The organism is Streptomyces sp. NPDC034099, from assembly GCF_055575415.1.
Map to the genome: position 1 here is coordinate 1 of NZ_JBVISR010000033.1, position 17,830 is coordinate 17,830.

At 72.2% G+C, this 17,830-nt stretch carries 2 protein-coding genes; both read right to left on the reverse strand.

Annotation, left to right across the window (positions count from 1 at the left end):
- Positions 1-10,873, reverse strand: a 10,873-nt coding sequence (locus ACZ56V_RS39380; RefSeq protein WP_468948740.1) for a non-ribosomal peptide synthetase, incomplete at its 3' end; no start/stop codon positions are given.
- The coding region (locus ACZ56V_RS39385) for an amino acid adenylation domain-containing protein (protein WP_468948742.1) at positions 10,870-17,830 on the reverse strand (6,961 nt) is incomplete at its 5' end. The genes ACZ56V_RS39385 and ACZ56V_RS39380, both read right to left, overlap by 4 nt.

Below are 17,830 nucleotides of genomic sequence, written 5' to 3' on the forward strand. Positions count from 1 at the left end.
AGGACGCCCCGCGCAGGGTGCGTGTTGCTCCCTGCCAGCCGGACAGCACCCGCTCCCGCTCGGCCTCCTCCAGCACCTCCACCTCGGAAACCCGGAGGTCCGGGTCCTGAGCCAGGGCGGTCAGTACGCGGACGAAACGCTCGGTGATGGACTGTGCGGTCTCCCGGTCGAAGAGGTCGGTGCTGTAGTCCAGCGCACCACCCAACGTGGCGGACTCGGATTCCGAAGTGGGGCGCCGTTCGGCGAGTCGGAAGGACAGATCGAATTTGGCGGCGCCGATTCCGACCGGTCGGCTGCTCACCTCCAGGCCGGGCAGGGAAGCGATGGCGGACGCCGCGCCCTGGTCCGTGTTGTTCAGGGTGAGCATGGTCTGGAAGAGGGGGTGCCGGGAGAGCGAACGCTCCGGGTTCACCGCTTCGACCAGCCGCTCGAAGGGCAGGTCCTGGTGGGCGTAGGCGGCGAGGTCGGCCGTCCGCACCCGCTCCAGCAGTTCGCTGAACGTGGGGTCCCCGGAGACGTCGGTGCGCAGCACCAGCGTGTTCACGAAGAAGCCGACCAGCTTGTCGAGCGCGTCGTCGGTGCGGCCGGCGATCGGGGTACCCAGCGGGATGTCCGTGCCCGCGCCCAGCCGGGACAGCAGCGTGGCGAGCGCGGTCTGGAGCACCATGAACAGACTGGACCTGCCATCCCGGGCGACGCGTACCAGACCGCTGTACACGTCCTCCGGCAGCTCGAAGGTGACGCGGTCACCCACATACGAGGCCGTGGCCGGCCTCGGGCGGTCGAACGGCAGCGAAAGCTCCGCCGGCAGTCCCGACAACGAGTGCTTCCAGTAGTGCAGTTGGCGGCCCGCCTCACTGTCGGGGTCGTCCTCGGAGCCGAGGACTTCCCGCTGCCAGAGGCTGTAGTCGGCGTACTGGACCGGCAGCGGCGCCCACTGCGGGGCGGCACCCCGCACCCGGGCCGCGTACGCCGCCGTCAGATCCTGGGCGAGGGGGCCCATCGACCAGGCGTCGCCCGCGATGTGGTGGACGACGGCGAGCAGGACGTACTCCGCTTCGCCGAGCTCGAACAGGAAGGCGCGCAGGGGCGGTTCCTCGCTCAGCTCGAAGGGCGCGCGGGATGCGCGGTCCACTTCCTCGTGCAGGTGTTCCTCGTCGGTGGCGGTCACCGTGAGAGACACCTCAGCGGTGTCCCGCAGGATCTGGTACGGGCCCTCGGCGTCCTCCGCGAACACCGTCCGCAGGCTCTCGTGCCGGTCGACGACGTCCGCCAGTGCCAGCCGCAGCGCCTCCTGGTCCAGTGTCCCCGTCATCCGCAGGGCGACGGGCAGGTTGTAGGTGGCGCTGGGACCCTCGAAGCGGTGCAGGAACCACAGTCGGCGCTGGGCGTACGACAGCGGAACACGCGCGGGCCGGGAGACGATCGCCCGAAGCGGCTTGCGCGGGCCGGTCGCGTTGTCCAGTACGGCCGCCAGTTCGGCGACCGTGGGCGCCTCGAACAGCCGACGCACGGCGATCTCGGTGTCCAGGACGGTGCGGATGCGACTGACGAGTTTGGTGGCGAGCAGGGAGTGGCCGCCCAGGGCGAAGAAGTCGTCGTCGATGGTGACACCTTCGACTCCGAGCACCTCCGCGAACAGCGTGCAGAGCAGCTCCTCGCGGGGGGAGCGCGGCCCCCGCCCGTCGCCCGCCTGCGGCCCGTGGTCGGGCGCGGGCAGAGCGCGGCGGTCGAGCTTGCCGTTGGGGGTGAGGGGGAAGGCGTCCAGGGTGACGAAGGCCGAGGGCACCATGTAGTCCGGCAGGTGGGCGGCGAGATGCGCCCGCACTTCGGCCGTCTCCACCGCTTCGGCTGCCGGGATGAGGTAGGCGACGAGGCGCCGGTCTCCGGGGCGGTCCTCGCGGACGAGCACGGCGGCCTGGGCCACTCGCTCGTGTCCGGCGAGCACGGCTTCGATCTCGCCCAGCTCGATCCGGAAACCACGCAGCTTGACCTGGTCGTCGACGCGGGAGAGGTACTCCAGCTCCCCGTCCACCGTCCAGCGGACGAGGTCGCCGGTGCGGTACATGCGGGTGCCGGAGGGGCCGTGGGGGTCGGCGACGAACCGCTCGGAGGTCAGCCCCGGTCGGCCGTGGTACCCGCGTACGACGCCGTCACCGGCGATGTAGAGCTCGCCCGGCACTCCGGCCGGAACGGGCCGCAGTGTGCCGTCGAGCACGTAGACCCGGGTGTTGGCGATCGGGCGGCCGATCCGCGGCCGGCGTGCACCGTCTGCGGTCACCGGCCATTCCGTGGACCAGATCGTCGTCTCTGTCGGCCCGTACAGGTTGGTCACCGACATCGCCCGTTGGACGAGCGCCTCGGCCAGGTCGGCGGGCAGAGCTTCGCCACCGACCAGCACCCGCACCCCGGCCAGCGCCGAAGCGTCCTCTGCCAGCACCGCCCGCCACAGGCTCGGCGTCGCCTGCATCACGGACACACCCGACGACCGCACCAAACCGCACAACGCGACCGGGTCCCGGACGACATCCCGCTCCGCGAGCGTGATCGACGCGCCCGACAACAAGGGCACGAAGAGTTCGAGTCCGGCGATGTCGAACCCGACCGTGGTCACCGCCACCAGGCGGTCCCCGGCGCCGAGTTCGAAGCGGTCACGCATCGCCGTCAGGAAGTTCACCAGCGCGCCCTGCGGCACGACCACACCCTTTGGGCGCCCCGTCGACCCCGATGTGTAGATCACGTAGGCCGGGTTCGCGAGAGCCGGACGGGTCAGGGACTGGTCGCCCGCGAGCCGCGACAGAGCCTCGGTGGTCTCGGGGGTGTCCAGCAGCAGCCGCGGTACGGCCGGTTCCTCCGGCAGTACGGGGGTCAGGTCGCTGGTGGTGAGGAGCAGGACGGGGTTGGCGTCGTCCAGCATGTAGGCCAGTCGCTCGGCCGGGTATTCGGTGTCGAGGGGGAGGTAGGCGGCGCCGGTCTTCCAGACCGCGAGCAGGGCCACGACGAGGTCCACGGACCTGGGCAGGGCCACTGCCACGAACCGTTCGGCGTCGGCGCCGCGCTCGACCAGCACACGGGCCAGCCGCTCCGCACGGGCGTCCAACTCCTCGTACGACAGTGCTTCCTCGCCCGCGACCACGGCCTCAGCGGCCGGGTTCGAGGCAACCCGCTCCTCGAACAGCTCCACCACCGAACGCCCCGGCACCTCACGAGCTGTGTCGTTCCAGAGTTCGAGCAGCCGCCCGCGCTCGGCCCCGGCGAGGATCTCGATGTCGCCGATTCTGACGTCCGGGGTGGTGACCGCGTGGTCCAGGAACCGGAGGAGCCGGTCGATGAGGGCGCCGGCGGTGACGCGGTCGAACAGGTCGGTGCTGAACTCCAGTACGCCGTGCAGAGAGGTCACCCGGCCGTGCGGGTCGCGACGCTCCGTGTAGCCGAAGGCCAGGTCGAACTTGGCGACGGACGACTCGATCGGCTCCCGCTCGGCCCTGAGGCCGGGCAGGTCACCGAGGGAGTCCAACGCGCCTTGGTAGTCGGTGTTGTTGAGCGTGAGAAGCACCTGGAAGAGGGGGTGCCGGGCGAGCGAGCGTTCCGGGTTGACGGCCTCCACCAGCCGCTCGAACGGCAGGTCCTGATGGGCGTAGGCACCGAGGTTCCGCTCACGGACCCGGTCCACCAGCTCGGCGAACGTCGGGTTCTCGGAGGTGTCCGTGCGCAGGACCAGCGTGTTCAGGAAGACGCCGATCAGGTCGTCCAGGGCCTCGTCGGTACGGCCCGCGATCGGCGTGCCCAGCGGGATGTCCGTGCCCGCGCCGAGCCGGGTCAGCAGGGCGGCGAGCCCTGCCTGAAGCACCATGAACGGGCTCGCCTGAACGCGCCGGGCCACCTCACTGACGCGCGCGTACAGGTCCTCGGACAGTTCGAAGGGGATGCGGTCGCCGCGGTAGGTGGCGGCGGCGGGGCGGGGGCGGTCGTAGGGGAGTTCGAGCTGGTCGGGGAGTCCGGTGAGGGTGTGGGTCCAGTAGTCGAGTTGGCGGGAGATCTCGCTGGTGGGGTCGTCCTCGGAGCCGAGGACTTCCCGCTGCCAGAAGCTGTAGTCGGCGTACTGGACCGGCAGCGGCGCCCACTCCGGGGCTGCCGCATTGCGCACCCGGGCCGCGTAGGCGGCCGTGAGGTCACGGGCCAGCGGCGTCCGGGACCAGGCGTCACTCACGATGTGGTGCGTCAGCAGGAGGAGTACGTGTTCCTCCTCGGACAAGGTGAACAGCGAGGCCCGGAACGGGATTTCGGCCGCAAGGTCGAAGGGGTGGCCGGCCGCCCCCGCCAGGTCGTCACGCAGACGTGCTTCGTCCGTCTCCACGATCGTGAACTCCGGCCGGGCGTCGGCCGGGCCCCGGACGATCTGGTGCGCACCCTCGGCGTCCTCCGTGAACACCGTGCGCAGGCTCTCGTGCCGGGCCACGACGTCCGCGAGGGCCTGCCGCAGGGCCTCCCGGTCCAGGGTTCCGGTGAGCCGCAGGGCCACCGGTGCGTTGTAGGTGGCGCTGGGGCCCTCGAAGCGGTTGAGGAACCACAGCCGCTGCTGGGCGTACGAGAGCGGAATCCGTGCCGGACGCGGATCCACCGCGACAACGCCCCGGCGTGCCGCTCGCGCCTTGTCAGTGAGCGTGGCGCTGATACCGGCGACGGTGGGTGTCTCGAACAACTGCCGGATGGGCAACTCGGCACCGATGGTCGTGCGGATGCGGCTGACCAGCTTGGTTGCCAGGAGGGAGTGGCCGCCGAGGTGGAAGAAGTCGTCGTCGATGGTGACGGTGTCGGTGCCGAGTACTTCGGCGAAGAGGGTGCAGAGGGCTTCTTCGTGGGGGGTGCGGGGGGCTCGTCCGTTCTCGGTGTGGGCCGCGTAGTCGGGTGTGGGGAGGGCGTGGCGGTCGAGTTTGCCGTTGGGGGTGAGGGGGAGTTCGTCGAGGGTGATGAAGGCGGAGGGGATCATGTAGTCGGGCAGGTGGGTGGCGAGGTGTTGGCGTAGGTCGGTGGTGGAGATGGGGTGGGGTGTGGTGCCGACGGTGTAGGCGGTGAGGCGTTGGTCGCCGGGTTGGTCTTCGCGGACGATGACGGCGGCTTGGGTGATGTGGGGGTGGGACATGAGGACGGCTTGGATTTCGCCGAGTTCGATGCGGAAGCCGCGGAGTTTGATCTGGTCGTCGACGCGGCCGGTGTAGGTGAGCTGGCCGGTGGGGGTCCAGCGTGCGGTGTCGCCGGTGCGGTACATGCGGGTGCCGGGTGGGCCGTAGGGGTCGGCGGTGAAGCGTTCGGCGGTGAGGTCGGGGCGGTGGTGGTAGCCGCGGGCGAGGACGATGCCGGCGACGTAGAGTTCGCCGGTGACGCCGGGTGGGACGGGGCGCAGGTGGTTGTCGAGGACGTAGGCGCGGGTGTTCCAGAACGGCCGGCCGATGGGAACCGGCCCGGAGGGAACGGGTTCGCCGGGCGGGATGTGGTAGTCGGTGCAGTTGACGGTGGCCTCGGTGGGCCCGTAGGCGTTGATCACCGTCACGTCGGGGTGTGCGGTCCGCCAGGCGGTGAGGGCTTCGCCGAGCAGGGCCTCGCCACCGGTGATGAGGGTTCCCGAGGGGGAGACCTCTTCGGGGAGGGCTTCGAGGAGGCCGAGGTGGGAGGGGGTGACCTTCATGAAGGTCGGTTGTCCGGTGGTGGCGGCGTGTTCGTCGAGGTCGGTCAGGACCACGCGTCCGCCGCTGACGAGGGGGGTGTAGAGGGCGGTGACGGTGAGGTCGAAGGCGACGGAGGAGTGCAGCAGGGCGGTGCCGGAGGCGTCGGGGTAGACGGCGCGGGCCCGCTCCAGGTAGGCGCCGACGGAGGCGTGTTCGACGACGACGCCCTTGGGCCTGCCGGTCGATCCGGAGGTGTAGATGACGTACACGGGGTCGTGGGGATCGATACGGACCCCCGCCAGCGGTGCCTCGGCGGCGTGGTCGAGCATCGCTGTGTCGTCGATGACGAGTGCGGGTGAGGCGTCGGAGAGGATGTGCGCGACGCGTTCGGCGGGGTATTCGGGGTCGACGGGGACGTAGGCGGCGCCGGACCTGGTGACGGCGAGGAGGGCCACGATCAGTTCGACCGAGCGCGGCAGTTTCACCGCGACAAAAGAACCTCTGCCCACGCCTTGTGTGTGCAGCCAGCCGGCGGTCCGGGCGGACCAGGCGTCCAGCTCCCGGTAGGTCAGCCTCCGGTCACCGCATTCCACGGCCACCGCGTCCGGTGTCCGTTCCGCCTGCTCACTGAAGAGCTGGGGCAAGGACGCCCCGCGCAGACTGTGTGTTGGTCCCTGCCAGCCGGACAGCACCCGCTCCCGCTCAGCCTCCTCCAGCACCTCCACCTCGGAAACCCGGGAGCCGTTCCCACTGGCAACGACCCACTCCAGCACCTTCACCATCCGCTGCACCAGCGATTCGGCGGTCGACCGGTCGAAGACGTCGGTGCTGTACTGGAGGGCGCCGCGCAGACCGCCCGGCGTGCCGGTCGTGCTGTGGGACTCGGCGAAGGAGAAGCCCAGGTCGAACTTGACCCGGTGGGTCTCCACGGGTTCGTGGTGCACGGTCAGGCCGGGGAGCTTGGCGATCTCGTCGAGAGCCTCCACCGGACCGGCGTTGTTGAGGTTCAGCATCGTCTGGAAGAGGGGGTGCCGGGACAGCGAGCGTTCCGGGTTGACGGCCTCGACCAGCCGTTCGAACGGCATGTCCTGGTGGGCGTAGGCGGCGAGGTCGGCCGTCCGCACCCGCTCCAGCAGCTCCGCGAAGGTGGGGTCCCCGGAGACGTCGGTGCGCAGCACCAGCGTGTTCACGAAGAAGCCGACCAGGTCGTCGAGCGCGTCGTCGGTGCGGCCGGCGATCGGGGTGCCCAGGGGGATGTCCGTGCCCGCGCCCAGCCGGGACAGCAGCGTGGCCAGGCTCGCCTGGAGCACCATGAACAGGCTCGTGCGGCTGTCGCGGGCCACGCGGGTCAGACGGTCGTGGAGTTCCGGCGGGAGCTCGAAGGTGACGACGTCACCGCGATGGGAGGCCACGGCCGGCCGGGGGCGGTCGAAGGGCAGGGACAGTTCCTGGGGAAGGTCCGCCAGCGTCCTCTCCCAGTAGTCGAGCTGTTGGCCGGCCTCGCTGTCCGGGTCGTCCTCGGAGCCGAGGACGACCTGCTGCCAGATGCTGTAGTCGGCGTACTGGACCGGCAGCGGCGCCCACTGCGGGGCGGCACCCCGCACCCGGGCCGCGTACGCCGCCGTCAGGTCGCGGGCCAGCGGGGCCCGGGACCATGCGTCGGTCGCGACGTGGTGGGTGAGCAGCAGCAGGACGTGCTCGTCGCCGCCGACCTCGAACAGGGTGGCTCGCAGGGGCGGTTCGGAGGCCAGGTCGAAGGCGTGGCCCGCGGCCTCGGAGAGATCGGCGGCCAGCCGGGTGGCGTCGCTGGGCACGACGGCGAGGGACGGGCGCACCTCGTCCAGCACGACCTGATGGGGTCCCTCGGCGTCCTCGGCGAGGACCGTGCGGAGGGTTTCGTGCCGTGCGGTCAGGTCGGCGAGGGCGTTCTCCAGCGCCGCACGGTCGAGGGTCCCGGAGAGGCGGAGGGCGACGGGGGAGTTGTAGGCGGCGCTGGGACCCTCGAAGCGGTGCAGGAACCACAGCCGGCGCTGGGCGTGGGAGAGGGGCAGCCGCTCGGGGCGCGGGAGCACGGCGGCGACCGGCGTGCGTGCGGCGCCGTTGCCGGTGTCGAGGGCTCCGGACAGACCGGCGACGGTGGGGGTCTCGAAGAGCTGCCGGATGGCCATCTCTGCACCGAGTGCCGAGCGGATGCGGCTGACGAGTTTGGTGGCGAGCAGGGAGTGGCCGCCCAGGGCGAAGAAGTCGTCGTCGATGGTGACCGGGCCGACGCCCAGCACCTCGGCGAAGAGGGTGCAGAGAATGTCCTCGCGGGGGGAGCGCGGGGCTCGTCCGCCACCCGCCTGCGGCCCGTAGTCGGGGGCGGGCAGGGCGCGGCGGTCCAGCTTGCCGTTCGGGGTGAGCGGGAAGGCGTCCAGGACCACGAAGGCGGACGGCACCATGTAGTCGGGGAGCCGGTCGGTGGCCAGGGCGCGCAGGGCGTCGGCAGCCACGGAGGCGCCCGCGGTCGCCGCGTAGGCGACGAGTCGCTTGTCGCCGGGCTGGTCCTCGCGGAGCAGGACGGCGGCCTGGGTCACGCCCTCGTGACCGGCGAGGACGGCCTCGATCTCACCCAGTTCGATGCGGTAGCCGCGGAGTTTGACCTGGCCGTCGCCGCGGCCCACGAACTCCAGCCGGCCGTCGTGGTTCCAGCGCAGCACGTCGCCGGTCCGGTACATGCGGGAGCCGGGCGGACCGTAGGGGTTGGCGACGAACCGCTCGGAGGTGAGGGCCGCGCGCCGCCAGTAGCCGCGGGCGAGCCCCGTGCCGGCGATGTAGGCCTCGCCGGGGACGCCGGGCGGGACGGGCCGCAGCCCGCTGTCGAGGACGTACACCTGGGTGTTCCAGAAGGGCCGGCCCACGGGGACCGGTCCGGCGGGTGCGGGCGCACCCGCGGGGATGCGGTACTGGACGCTGTTGACGGTGGCCTCGGTGGCTCCGTACACGTTGAGGACGTCGGCGTCGGGGCGGCGGGCCCGCCAGCGGTCGGCGACCTCGCCGAGCAGGAGTTCACCACCCAGCATGATCAGCTCGCTCGGGGACGCCTCGGTCGGCAGGGCCTCCAGCAGGGCGAGCACACTGGGGGTGCCCTTGAGGAAGGTGGCCCCGGGGCCCTCGGCGGCCCGCTCGTCGAGGTCGGCGACGCGCACCAGGCCGCCGGAGACGAGGGTCGTGTAGAGGGCGGTGACGGTGAGGTCGAAGCTGATCGGCGAGTGCAGCAGCGAGGTGCCCGTCATCGCCGGGTAGGCGTCGCGGGCCCACTGGAGATAGGCGCCGAGCGAGCGGTGCTCGATGACGACGCCCTTGGGCCGTCCGGTGGAGCCCGAGGTGTAGATCACGTACGCGGGGAGGCCGGGCGGTATCGGCACGGCGGGCGCGGTGGCGGGACGGGCGGCGAGATCCTCGGTGTGGGCCGGGTCGTCCAGGAGGAGCCGCGGCGCACCCGAGTCGGGGATGCCGGGGGCGAGTTCGCGGGTGGTGAGCAGCAGCGCGGGCTCGGTGTCCTCCAGCATGAACGCGATGCGCTCCGCCGGATAGTCGGGGTCCACGGGCAGGTAGGCCGCGCCCGTCTTGAGGACGGCGAGCAGGGCGACGACCGTCTCGCAGTTCCGGGGCAGCGCGATCGCGACGAACCGCTCGGGTGCCGCACCGTGCTCGGCCAGCAGGTGGGCCAGGCGGCTGGAGCGGGCGTCGAGCTCGGCGTACGTCAGGGTGCGGCCGGCACTCGTGACGGCCGGGGCCTGCGGGGTGCGGTCCGCCTGGGCGCGGAACAGGCCGAGGACCGTGGCGTCCGGGACGTCGTGTGCGGTGTCGTTCCACACTCGCAGCACGTTGTCGCGTTCCCGGTCGGTGAGCAGGTCGAGGCGTCCGACGGGCTGCTCCGGGTCGGCGACGAGGGCGCGCAGGACACGGACGAAGCGGTCCAGGATCTGCTGGGCGGTGGCCGCGTCGAAGAGGTCGGGACGATGGTTGAGCCGGAACGTCATGCTGTCGCGGGCGGCCGCGATCAGCAGCAGCGGGTAGTGGGTGGCCTCCCGGTTCTTGCCGGGGGCCAGGCTGATGGCGGCGCCGATGCCGGTGCCCGCGGTGCCGGAACGGTTGACGGGATAGTTCTGGAACACCATGGAGGTGTCGAAGAGTTCGCCGTGCCCCACGGTGCGCTGGATGTCCGCCAGACCGAGGTGCTGGTGCGGGGTCAGTGCGGCCTGTTCGCGCTGGACGCGGGCGACGAGCCCGGCGAGCGGTTCGGCGGCCCGCAGCCGTACCCGTGAGGGCAGCGTGTTGATGAACAGGCCCACCATGCGTTCGACGCCGTCGATCTCCGGCGGACGTCCGGAGACGGTGGTGCCGAACACGATGTCGTCCCGCCCCAGGTGCTTGCTGAGGGCGATCGCCCAGGCGCTCTGCACCACGGTGCTGAGGGTGAGACCCCGGCCGCGTGCCAGCTCGGTGAGCGCCGCGGTCTCCTCCCGGGGCAGCTCGGCCCGGACCTCGGCCCCGGCGACCGCGGCACGGTCGGCGCCGGGTGCCACGAGGGTGGGTTCCTCGAGGTCGGCGAACGTCTCGCGCCAGGCGTCGCGGGCGGCGTCCCGGTCCTGGCCCTCCAGCCACGTGAGGTAGTCGCGGTAGGGGCGCACCCTGGGCAGCGCGCTGTCGTCGCCCGCGGCGTCGTAGAGCGCGAACAGGTCACCCATCAGGACGGGCAGGGACCAGCCGTCGAGCAGGAGGTGGTGGTTGGTCAGGACGAGGCGGTGCCGGTCGGCGCCGAGCCGCAGCAGGGTGAAGCGCAGCAGCGGCGGCCGCGTCACGTCGAAGCGCGTGGCGCGTTCGGCGGCGATCAGGCCGGCGGCGGCCTCGGCGCGTTCGGCCTCGGGCAGAGCGCTCAGGTCGCGCTCGGTCCACGGCAGCGGCACCTCCCGCATGACCAGCTGCGCCCAGTCGCCGCTCTTGCGCTGCCGGAAGGCGACCCGCAGGTTGGCGTGCCGGGCCAGCAGCTTCTCGGCGGCGGTGCGCAGGGCCGCGGTGTCCAGCGCACCGTCGATGTCGAACGACATCTGCACGACATAGGGGTCGAGCTCGCCCTCGTCGTAGACGCTGTGGAAGAGCAGGCCCTCCTGGAGCGGGGCCAGCGGCAGGATGTCCTCGATCTTCCGCGCTGTGCGACTCACTTGCTGGCCTCTTCTTCCTTCTCGAAATCGTGCGGTTCGTCGTCGAAGTCGTCGAACAGGTCGTCCAGTTCTTCCTCGAACGCCTCGATCTCGTCCTGACCGATGGAGGACAGGGAGACGTCGGAGGGGGTGAGACCGCCCGCGTGGGGGTTCTCGGAGTGCGTGACCAGGGCGCGCAGCGCCTGGAACCACAGTTCGGCCAGCTCGCGCACCTCGTCCTCGTCGAGGATCCCCTCGGCCCAGGTCCAGAACGCGACCAGCTCGGAGCCCTCCGGGCCGTCCTCGGTACGGGAGTTGAGCTCCAGCGGGTGGGCGAGCGGCAGCTGCGGAGGGTCGCCGGCGACGGCGTCGACGCCGGTGACCGGAGTCCAGTCGGCGGCCCGGTCGCCGTCGGCGGCGGTGAACCGGCCGAGGTAGTTGAACGCCACGTGGGGAGCGGCGAGGCCGTCGAAGCCGGCCGCGGTGGCCGGGTTGAGATGACGGACCAGGCCGTAGCCCATGCCCTTGTCGGGGACGGACCTGAGCTGCTCCTTGATCCGTTTCGCGGCGGCGCCCGCCGCCGACCCGCCCGCGAAGGCACGCACGAGGTCCACACCGCCCGTGTCGAGGCGTACCGGGTACAGGTTGGTGAACCAGCCGACCGTACGGGACAGGTCGGCACCCTCCACGAGGTGCTCCTCGCGGCCGTGCCCCTCCAGGTCGAGCAGCAGCTCCGGCCCGCCGTGCCGCCAGCGCGCCCAGGCGAGGGCGAACGCGGTGAGCAGCACGTCGTTCACCTCCGCGTGGAAGGCGGCGGGAACGCGGGTCAGGACGGCTTCCGTGACCTCGGCCGGCAGGGTCATGGTCAGCCGGCCGGCCGTTGCCTGACGATCCCTCGCCGGGTCCAGCGGCCGGCGGCCCGGCGGGGGCCCGGCGGACCGCAGGACGTCCTGCCACCAGGCCGCGTCGGCGACCCAGGCGGACTTGACGGCCTCGTCCGTGAGCCGCTGGGACCAGCGGCGCAGCGAGGTGCCCACCGGTTGCAGGGCGGGCATCCGCCCCGCGGAGACCGCCTCGTACGCCTCGGCGAGGTCGGGGATGAGGATGCGCCAGGAAACCCCGTCGACGACCAGGTGGTGGATGATCAGCAGCAGCATCCCGGCGCTGTCCCGCCCACGGTCGAACCACACGGCCTGCACGACCCGGCCCTCGCCCAGGTGCAGCCGGTCACGGGCGGCCGCGCCCGCCTCCCGGACGAGGGCGTGGAGGCCGGCACCGTCGGCGCCGGAGGCGTCCACCCGCCGGACCAGGGCGCCGGCGTCGACGCTTCCCGGCTCCCGGACCTCCAGCCGCCGCCCCGGAGCCGGCGTGAGACGGGCGCGCAGTGCGTCGTGGTGGTCGAGCAGGGCCTGTACGGCTTCGATGAGCGCGTCGGCGTCCAGGCCGGCCGGCACGCGCAGCACGGCGGACATGTTGAACGCGTCCAGGTCGTCGGTGCGCGCGAGCAGCCACCGCTTGATCGGTGTCAGGGGTACGTCGCCGATGCCGGCGCCGGGTTCCTCCGTGACGGTGGTGTCGGTCTCGGTGACGATCTCGGCCAGTGCCGCCACGGTCCGGTGCTCGAAGACGTCGCGTACGGACAGTTCGAGTCCGGCCCGTCGGGCGCGGCTGACCAGCTGGATCGACATGATGCTGTCGCCGCCGAGGTCGAAGAACCCGTCGTCGACGCCCACCTCGGCAAGGCCCAGGACGTCCGCGAACAGCCCGCACAGCGCCTTCTCCCGCTCGGTACGCGGGCCCGCGGCCACCGCGTCGGTGCCGGGGGCGGGCAATGCCCGCCGGTCGAGCTTGCCGTTGGCGGTGAGCGGCAGCTCGTCGAGCGGGACGACGAAGGACGGGACCATGTAGTGCGGCAGCTGCTGCTCGAGGTGGGCACGCAGCGTGCGGCCCAGCGCCGGGTCGGCGTCCTGGCCCTCCGGCACCACGTACGCCACGAGCCGGGTGGGGCCGGCGGACTCCTCGCGGGTGACCACGACCGCCGTCTCGACGCCCGGGTGGTCGGCGAGCACGGCCTCGACCTCGCCCGGCTCCACACGGAAACCGCCGATCTTGACCTGGTGGTCGGCGCGGCCCAGGAACTCCAGCTCGCCGCAGTGGTTCCACCGCACGACGTCGCCGGTGCGGTAGAGACGCGCGCCGGGCCGCCCGAACGGTGAGGCGACGAACCGTTCCGCCGTACGGTCGGGGCGGCCGAGGTAGCCGCGGGCCAGCTGAGCGCCTCCGATGTAGAGCTCACCGCGCACGCCCGGCGGTACCGGCCGCAGCCCGGCGTCGAGGACGTACACCGAGGCGTTCCACAGCGGCTGCCCGATGGAGGCGGCGGTGGGCCACTCGTCGATGTCCCCGGGGAGGGTCGCGGTGGTGGCCGCGTGGGTCTCGGCCGGGCCGTAGATGTTGTGGGCCATCCGCCGCCAGCCGCTCGCGCAGAACTCCCTCAGCTCGTGACTGAGCCGGAACTGCTCCCCGCCCTGGAAGAGGTCGGTGAGGGAGTCGAGCCGTTCACCGGTGTCGGCGGCCGCCGCCAGCACGGCGTCGATCACGAGGGTCGGCGCGAACAGTTCGTTGACGCTGTACCTGGCGATCCACTGGGCCAGTTCGTAGGCGTCGCGGCGGACGTGCTCCTCCGGGATCACCAGGGTCTTGCCGACGACCAGCGCCTGCAGGATCTCCTGCACCGCGAAGTCGAACGAGACGGCGAGGAACTGGGCCGTGCGGGTGCCGACACCGCCGCAGTACGTTCCGGTGTGCCAGGCGAGCAGGTTGACGAGCGAACTCATCGGCATCACCACACCCTTGGGGGTGCCGGTGGAGCCCGAGGTGTACACGACGTAGGCGGGGTGCCGGAGATCCAGCGGGCGGACCCGGTCCGCGTCGGTCAGGTCGGCGTCCGCGGTCGCGGCGAGTTCCCGGTCCGTCTCCGGGGCGTCGAGGACGACATCGAGGGCGATCCCGTCGCCCAGGAGGGGCCGGGTGGCCACGTCGGTGACGACGACGCGCGGGCCGCAGTCGGTCAGTACCGCGCGGAGCCGCTGCTCGGGGGCCGAGATGTCGAGCGTGAGGTAGGCGGCACCCGCCTTCAGGGCGGCCACCAGGGCCACCACCAGGTCGGCCGACCGGGGGAGGGCGATCGCGACGACGTCCTCGGCCCCCACTCCCGAGGCGGCCAGCAGACGCGCCAGGCGGTTCGCGCGGGCGTTCAGCTCGGCGTAGGAGAGGGTGACGTCCTCACCGAGCACCGCGGTCGCCCGGGGTTCGGCCGCGACCTGCCGCTCGAAGAGCGTCGGCACCGGCAACGGGGGCACGTCGTGAGCGGTGCGGTTCCACTCGTCCACCACACGGCCACGTTCGGCGGGCGACATCACCTCCAGCCGGCCGATGGGCCGCTCCGGGTCGGCGACGGCTCCCTCCAGGACACGCAGCAGCCGCTCGGCGAACTCCTGCGCGGTGCTGCGGTCGAAAAGGTCGGAGTTGTACTCGACGGCCCCGCCCAGACCCTCGGGCTCGCCGTGCGGGCCGTAGCGCTCGTCGAAGAAGAACGCCAGGTCGAACTTGGCGCGTCCGGTCTCCGGCGCGTGCACGTCCACCGTGAGGCCGGGCAGCCGCAGGATCTCCAGCGCCTCCTGGTTGTTGTCGAAGCCGAGCAGCACCTGGAAGAGCGGGTGACGGGCCAGCGAGCGGACGGGGCTGAGCACTTCCACGAGCCGCTCGAAGGGCACGTCCTGGTGACCGTAGGCGCCGAGGTTGGTCCCCCTGACCCGGCCGACCAGCTCGGCGAACGTCGGGTCGCCCGAGGTGTCCGTGCGCAGGACCAGGGTGTTCACGAAGAACCCGACGAGGTCCTCGACAGCCGCGTCGGTGCGGCCCGCCACGGGACTGCCGATCGGGATGTCGGTGCCCGCGCCCAGCCGGGTGAGCAGGGTGGCCAGGGCGGCCTGCGTCACCATGAACAGGCTGGTGCCCGTCTCCCTGGCGAACGCGGCCAGCCGTGCGTGCAGACCGGCGGACACCTCGAAGGGCACCCGGCCGCCGCGGTGCGACTGCCGTGCCGGGCGGGGCCGGTCGACCGGCAGCTCCAGCTCCTCCGGAAGATCCGCCAGCGCGGTCTTCCAGTGGGCCAGCTGCCGGGAGATCTCGCTGTCCGGGGCGTCCTCGGAGCCGAGCACCTCCCGCTGCCACAGCGTGTAGTCGGCGTACTGAACGGGAAGCGGCGTCCACGCCGGGGCCTCCCCGCGAGCGCGGGCGGTGTAGGCGAGCGACAGGTCGCGGGCGAGGGGGCCCATCGACCAGCCGTCTCCGGCGATGTGGTGGACCACCAGGACCAGGACCCGCTCCCCGTCGTGCGAGGAGAACAGCCAGGCCCGGACGGGAAGCTCGGACGCGAGGTCGAAGGGGTGCGACGCCGCGGTACGTATCCTGCCCTGCAACTCGCCGGGCGCCACGTCGACCTCGGTCAGTTCCGGCGTCGCGTGGTCGGCGGGCAGGACGATCTGCCGCGCGCCGTCGGAGTCCTCGGCGAACAGGGTCCGCAGCGACTCGTGCCGGGCGACGACGTCGGTGAGCGCCAGACGCAGCGCGGCCCGGTCGAGCGCGCCCTTCAAGCCCAGCGCGACCGGGATGTTGTACGTGGCGCTCGGCCCCTCCAGGTGGTTGAGGAACCACAGCCGCTGCTGGGCGTACGACAGCGGGATCCGGGCGGGGCGCGCCACGGCGGTGACCGGCCGGCGGGCGCCCGACGCCTCGTCGAGCGCCTCGACGACGCCGGCGACCGTCGGGTTCTCGAAGAGCCGGCGGATGGACAGCTCCACACCGAGCACCGTGCGGATCCGGCTGAGCAGTCGTACCGCCGACAGGGAATGTCCGCCGCGGTCGAAGAAGTCGTCGTCGATGCCCACGGAGGCGACCCCGAGCAGCTCGGCGAAGACGGTGCACAGGATCTGCTCCCGCGGGCTGCGCGGACCGCGGGAACGCGCGGGCCACACCTCCGCCGAGCCGGCGGGCGCCCGCCCGGGCACCTCGACGAGCCGCAGCTCACCGTCGGCCGACCAGCGCGCCGACGTGCCGGTGCGGTACATCCAGCCCGCGCGGCCGAACGGACACGGCAGCCACCGCTCCTGCTCCTCGGCGTCACCGGCCGGACCGGAGCCCGAAACATACAGCTGCCCCGTGACCCCGGGCGGCACCGGGGCCAGGGAGTCGTCGAGGACGTACACGCGAGCGTCGTCCGCCGTCCGCGGCAGGGACGAGCCGGACAGCGCGGCCGCCACCGGGGGCCGGGCCGCGTCGCTCCACTCGTCCAGGATCGCCGTGCGCTCGCCCGGGGCGAGAACGTCGACCTCGCCGATCGGGACCTCCGCGTCGCGGGCCGTGGCGGACAGCAGGCGCACGAAGCGGTCGGCCACCGAGCGGGCGGTGCCGCGGTCGAACAGTTCGGCCGAGAACTCCAGGTCGACGGTGACACCCGCGGGCCGCCCGACGCCGTCGACGTGTTCCGTCAGCTCCCAGTTGAGGTCGAACTTGGTGTCCTCGATGGGCAGCCGCTCCAGCTCCACCGCCAGTCCCGGCAGCCGCGCCTCCTCGGCGACCGTGGCACGCGGGTCGGTGTTGTGAAGGGTCAGGCACACCTGGAAGAGGGGGTGCCGGGTGAGCGAGCGTTCCGGGTTGACGGCCTCCACCAGCCGCTCGAACGGCAGGTCCTGGTGCTGGTAGGCCTCCAGGCTCCGTGCCCTCACACGCTCCACGAGTTCGGCGAACGTCGGGTCGCCCGAGGTGTCGGTGCGCAGCACCAGCGTGTTGGCGAAGAACCCGACCAGCTCCTCGACGGCCGCGTCGGTGCGGCCCGCGACCGGCGATCCGAGGGGGATGTCCGTGCCCGCGCCGAGCCGGGTCAGCAGGGCGGCGAGCCCCGCCTGGAACACCATGAACAGACTGGAGCGCGTCGCCCGCGCCAACTCGTGCAGCCGCCCGTGGAGTTCGGCCGGAATCCGCAGGGACACCTGGCCACCGTGCTGTGTGACCACCTCACTGCGGGGGCGGTCGTAGGGGAGTTCGAGCTGGTCGGGCAGTCCGGCGAGGGTGTGGGTCCAGTAGTCGAGTTGGCGGGAGATCTCGCTGGTGGGGTCGTCCTCGGAGCCGAGGACTTCCCGCTGCCAGAGGCTGTAGTCGGCGTACTGGACCGGCAGCGGCGCCCACTCCGGCGTCGCCCCCCGCACCCGGGCCGCGTAGGCGGCGGCCAGGTCACGAGCCAGCGGACGCATCGACGAACCGTCGCCGGCGATGTGGTGCAGGAGCAGCAGGAGTACGTACTCGTCGTCGGCGACCTCGAACAGGGTGGCCCGCAGGGGCGGTTCCGCGGCCAGGTCGAAGGGGTACCGTGCCGCGTCCGCCAGCCGTGCCCCGAGCCGCTCCTCGTCCACCGCGACGACGTCGAACCCCAGGGCCACCTCGTAGGGCTCCAGGATCACCTGGGTGAAGCCGCCCTCGTCCTCGGCGAAGACGGTCCGCAGGCTCTCGTGCCGGGCCACGACGTCCGCGAGGGCCTGCCGCAGGGCCTCCTGGTCCAGGGCTCCGGTGAGCCGCAATGCGCCGGGTGCGTTGTAGGCGGTACTGCCGTCCTCCAGCAGACTGAGGAACCGCAGCCGCTGCTGGGCGTAGGAGACGGGGATCCGTCCAGGCCTCGGTCCGGCCGTGACACCGGGACGCCGTACGGCAGCACGGGACGACTCCTGGTCGAGCGTGGCGCTGATACCGGCGACGGTGGGTGTCTCGAACAGTTGCCGGATGGGCAACTCGGCACCGATGGTCGTGCGGATGCGGCTGATGAGTGTGGTGGCGAGGAGGGAGTGGCCGCCGAGGTGGAAGAAGTCGTCGTCGATGGTGACGGTGTCGGTGCCGAGTACTTCGGCGAAGAGGGTGCAGAGG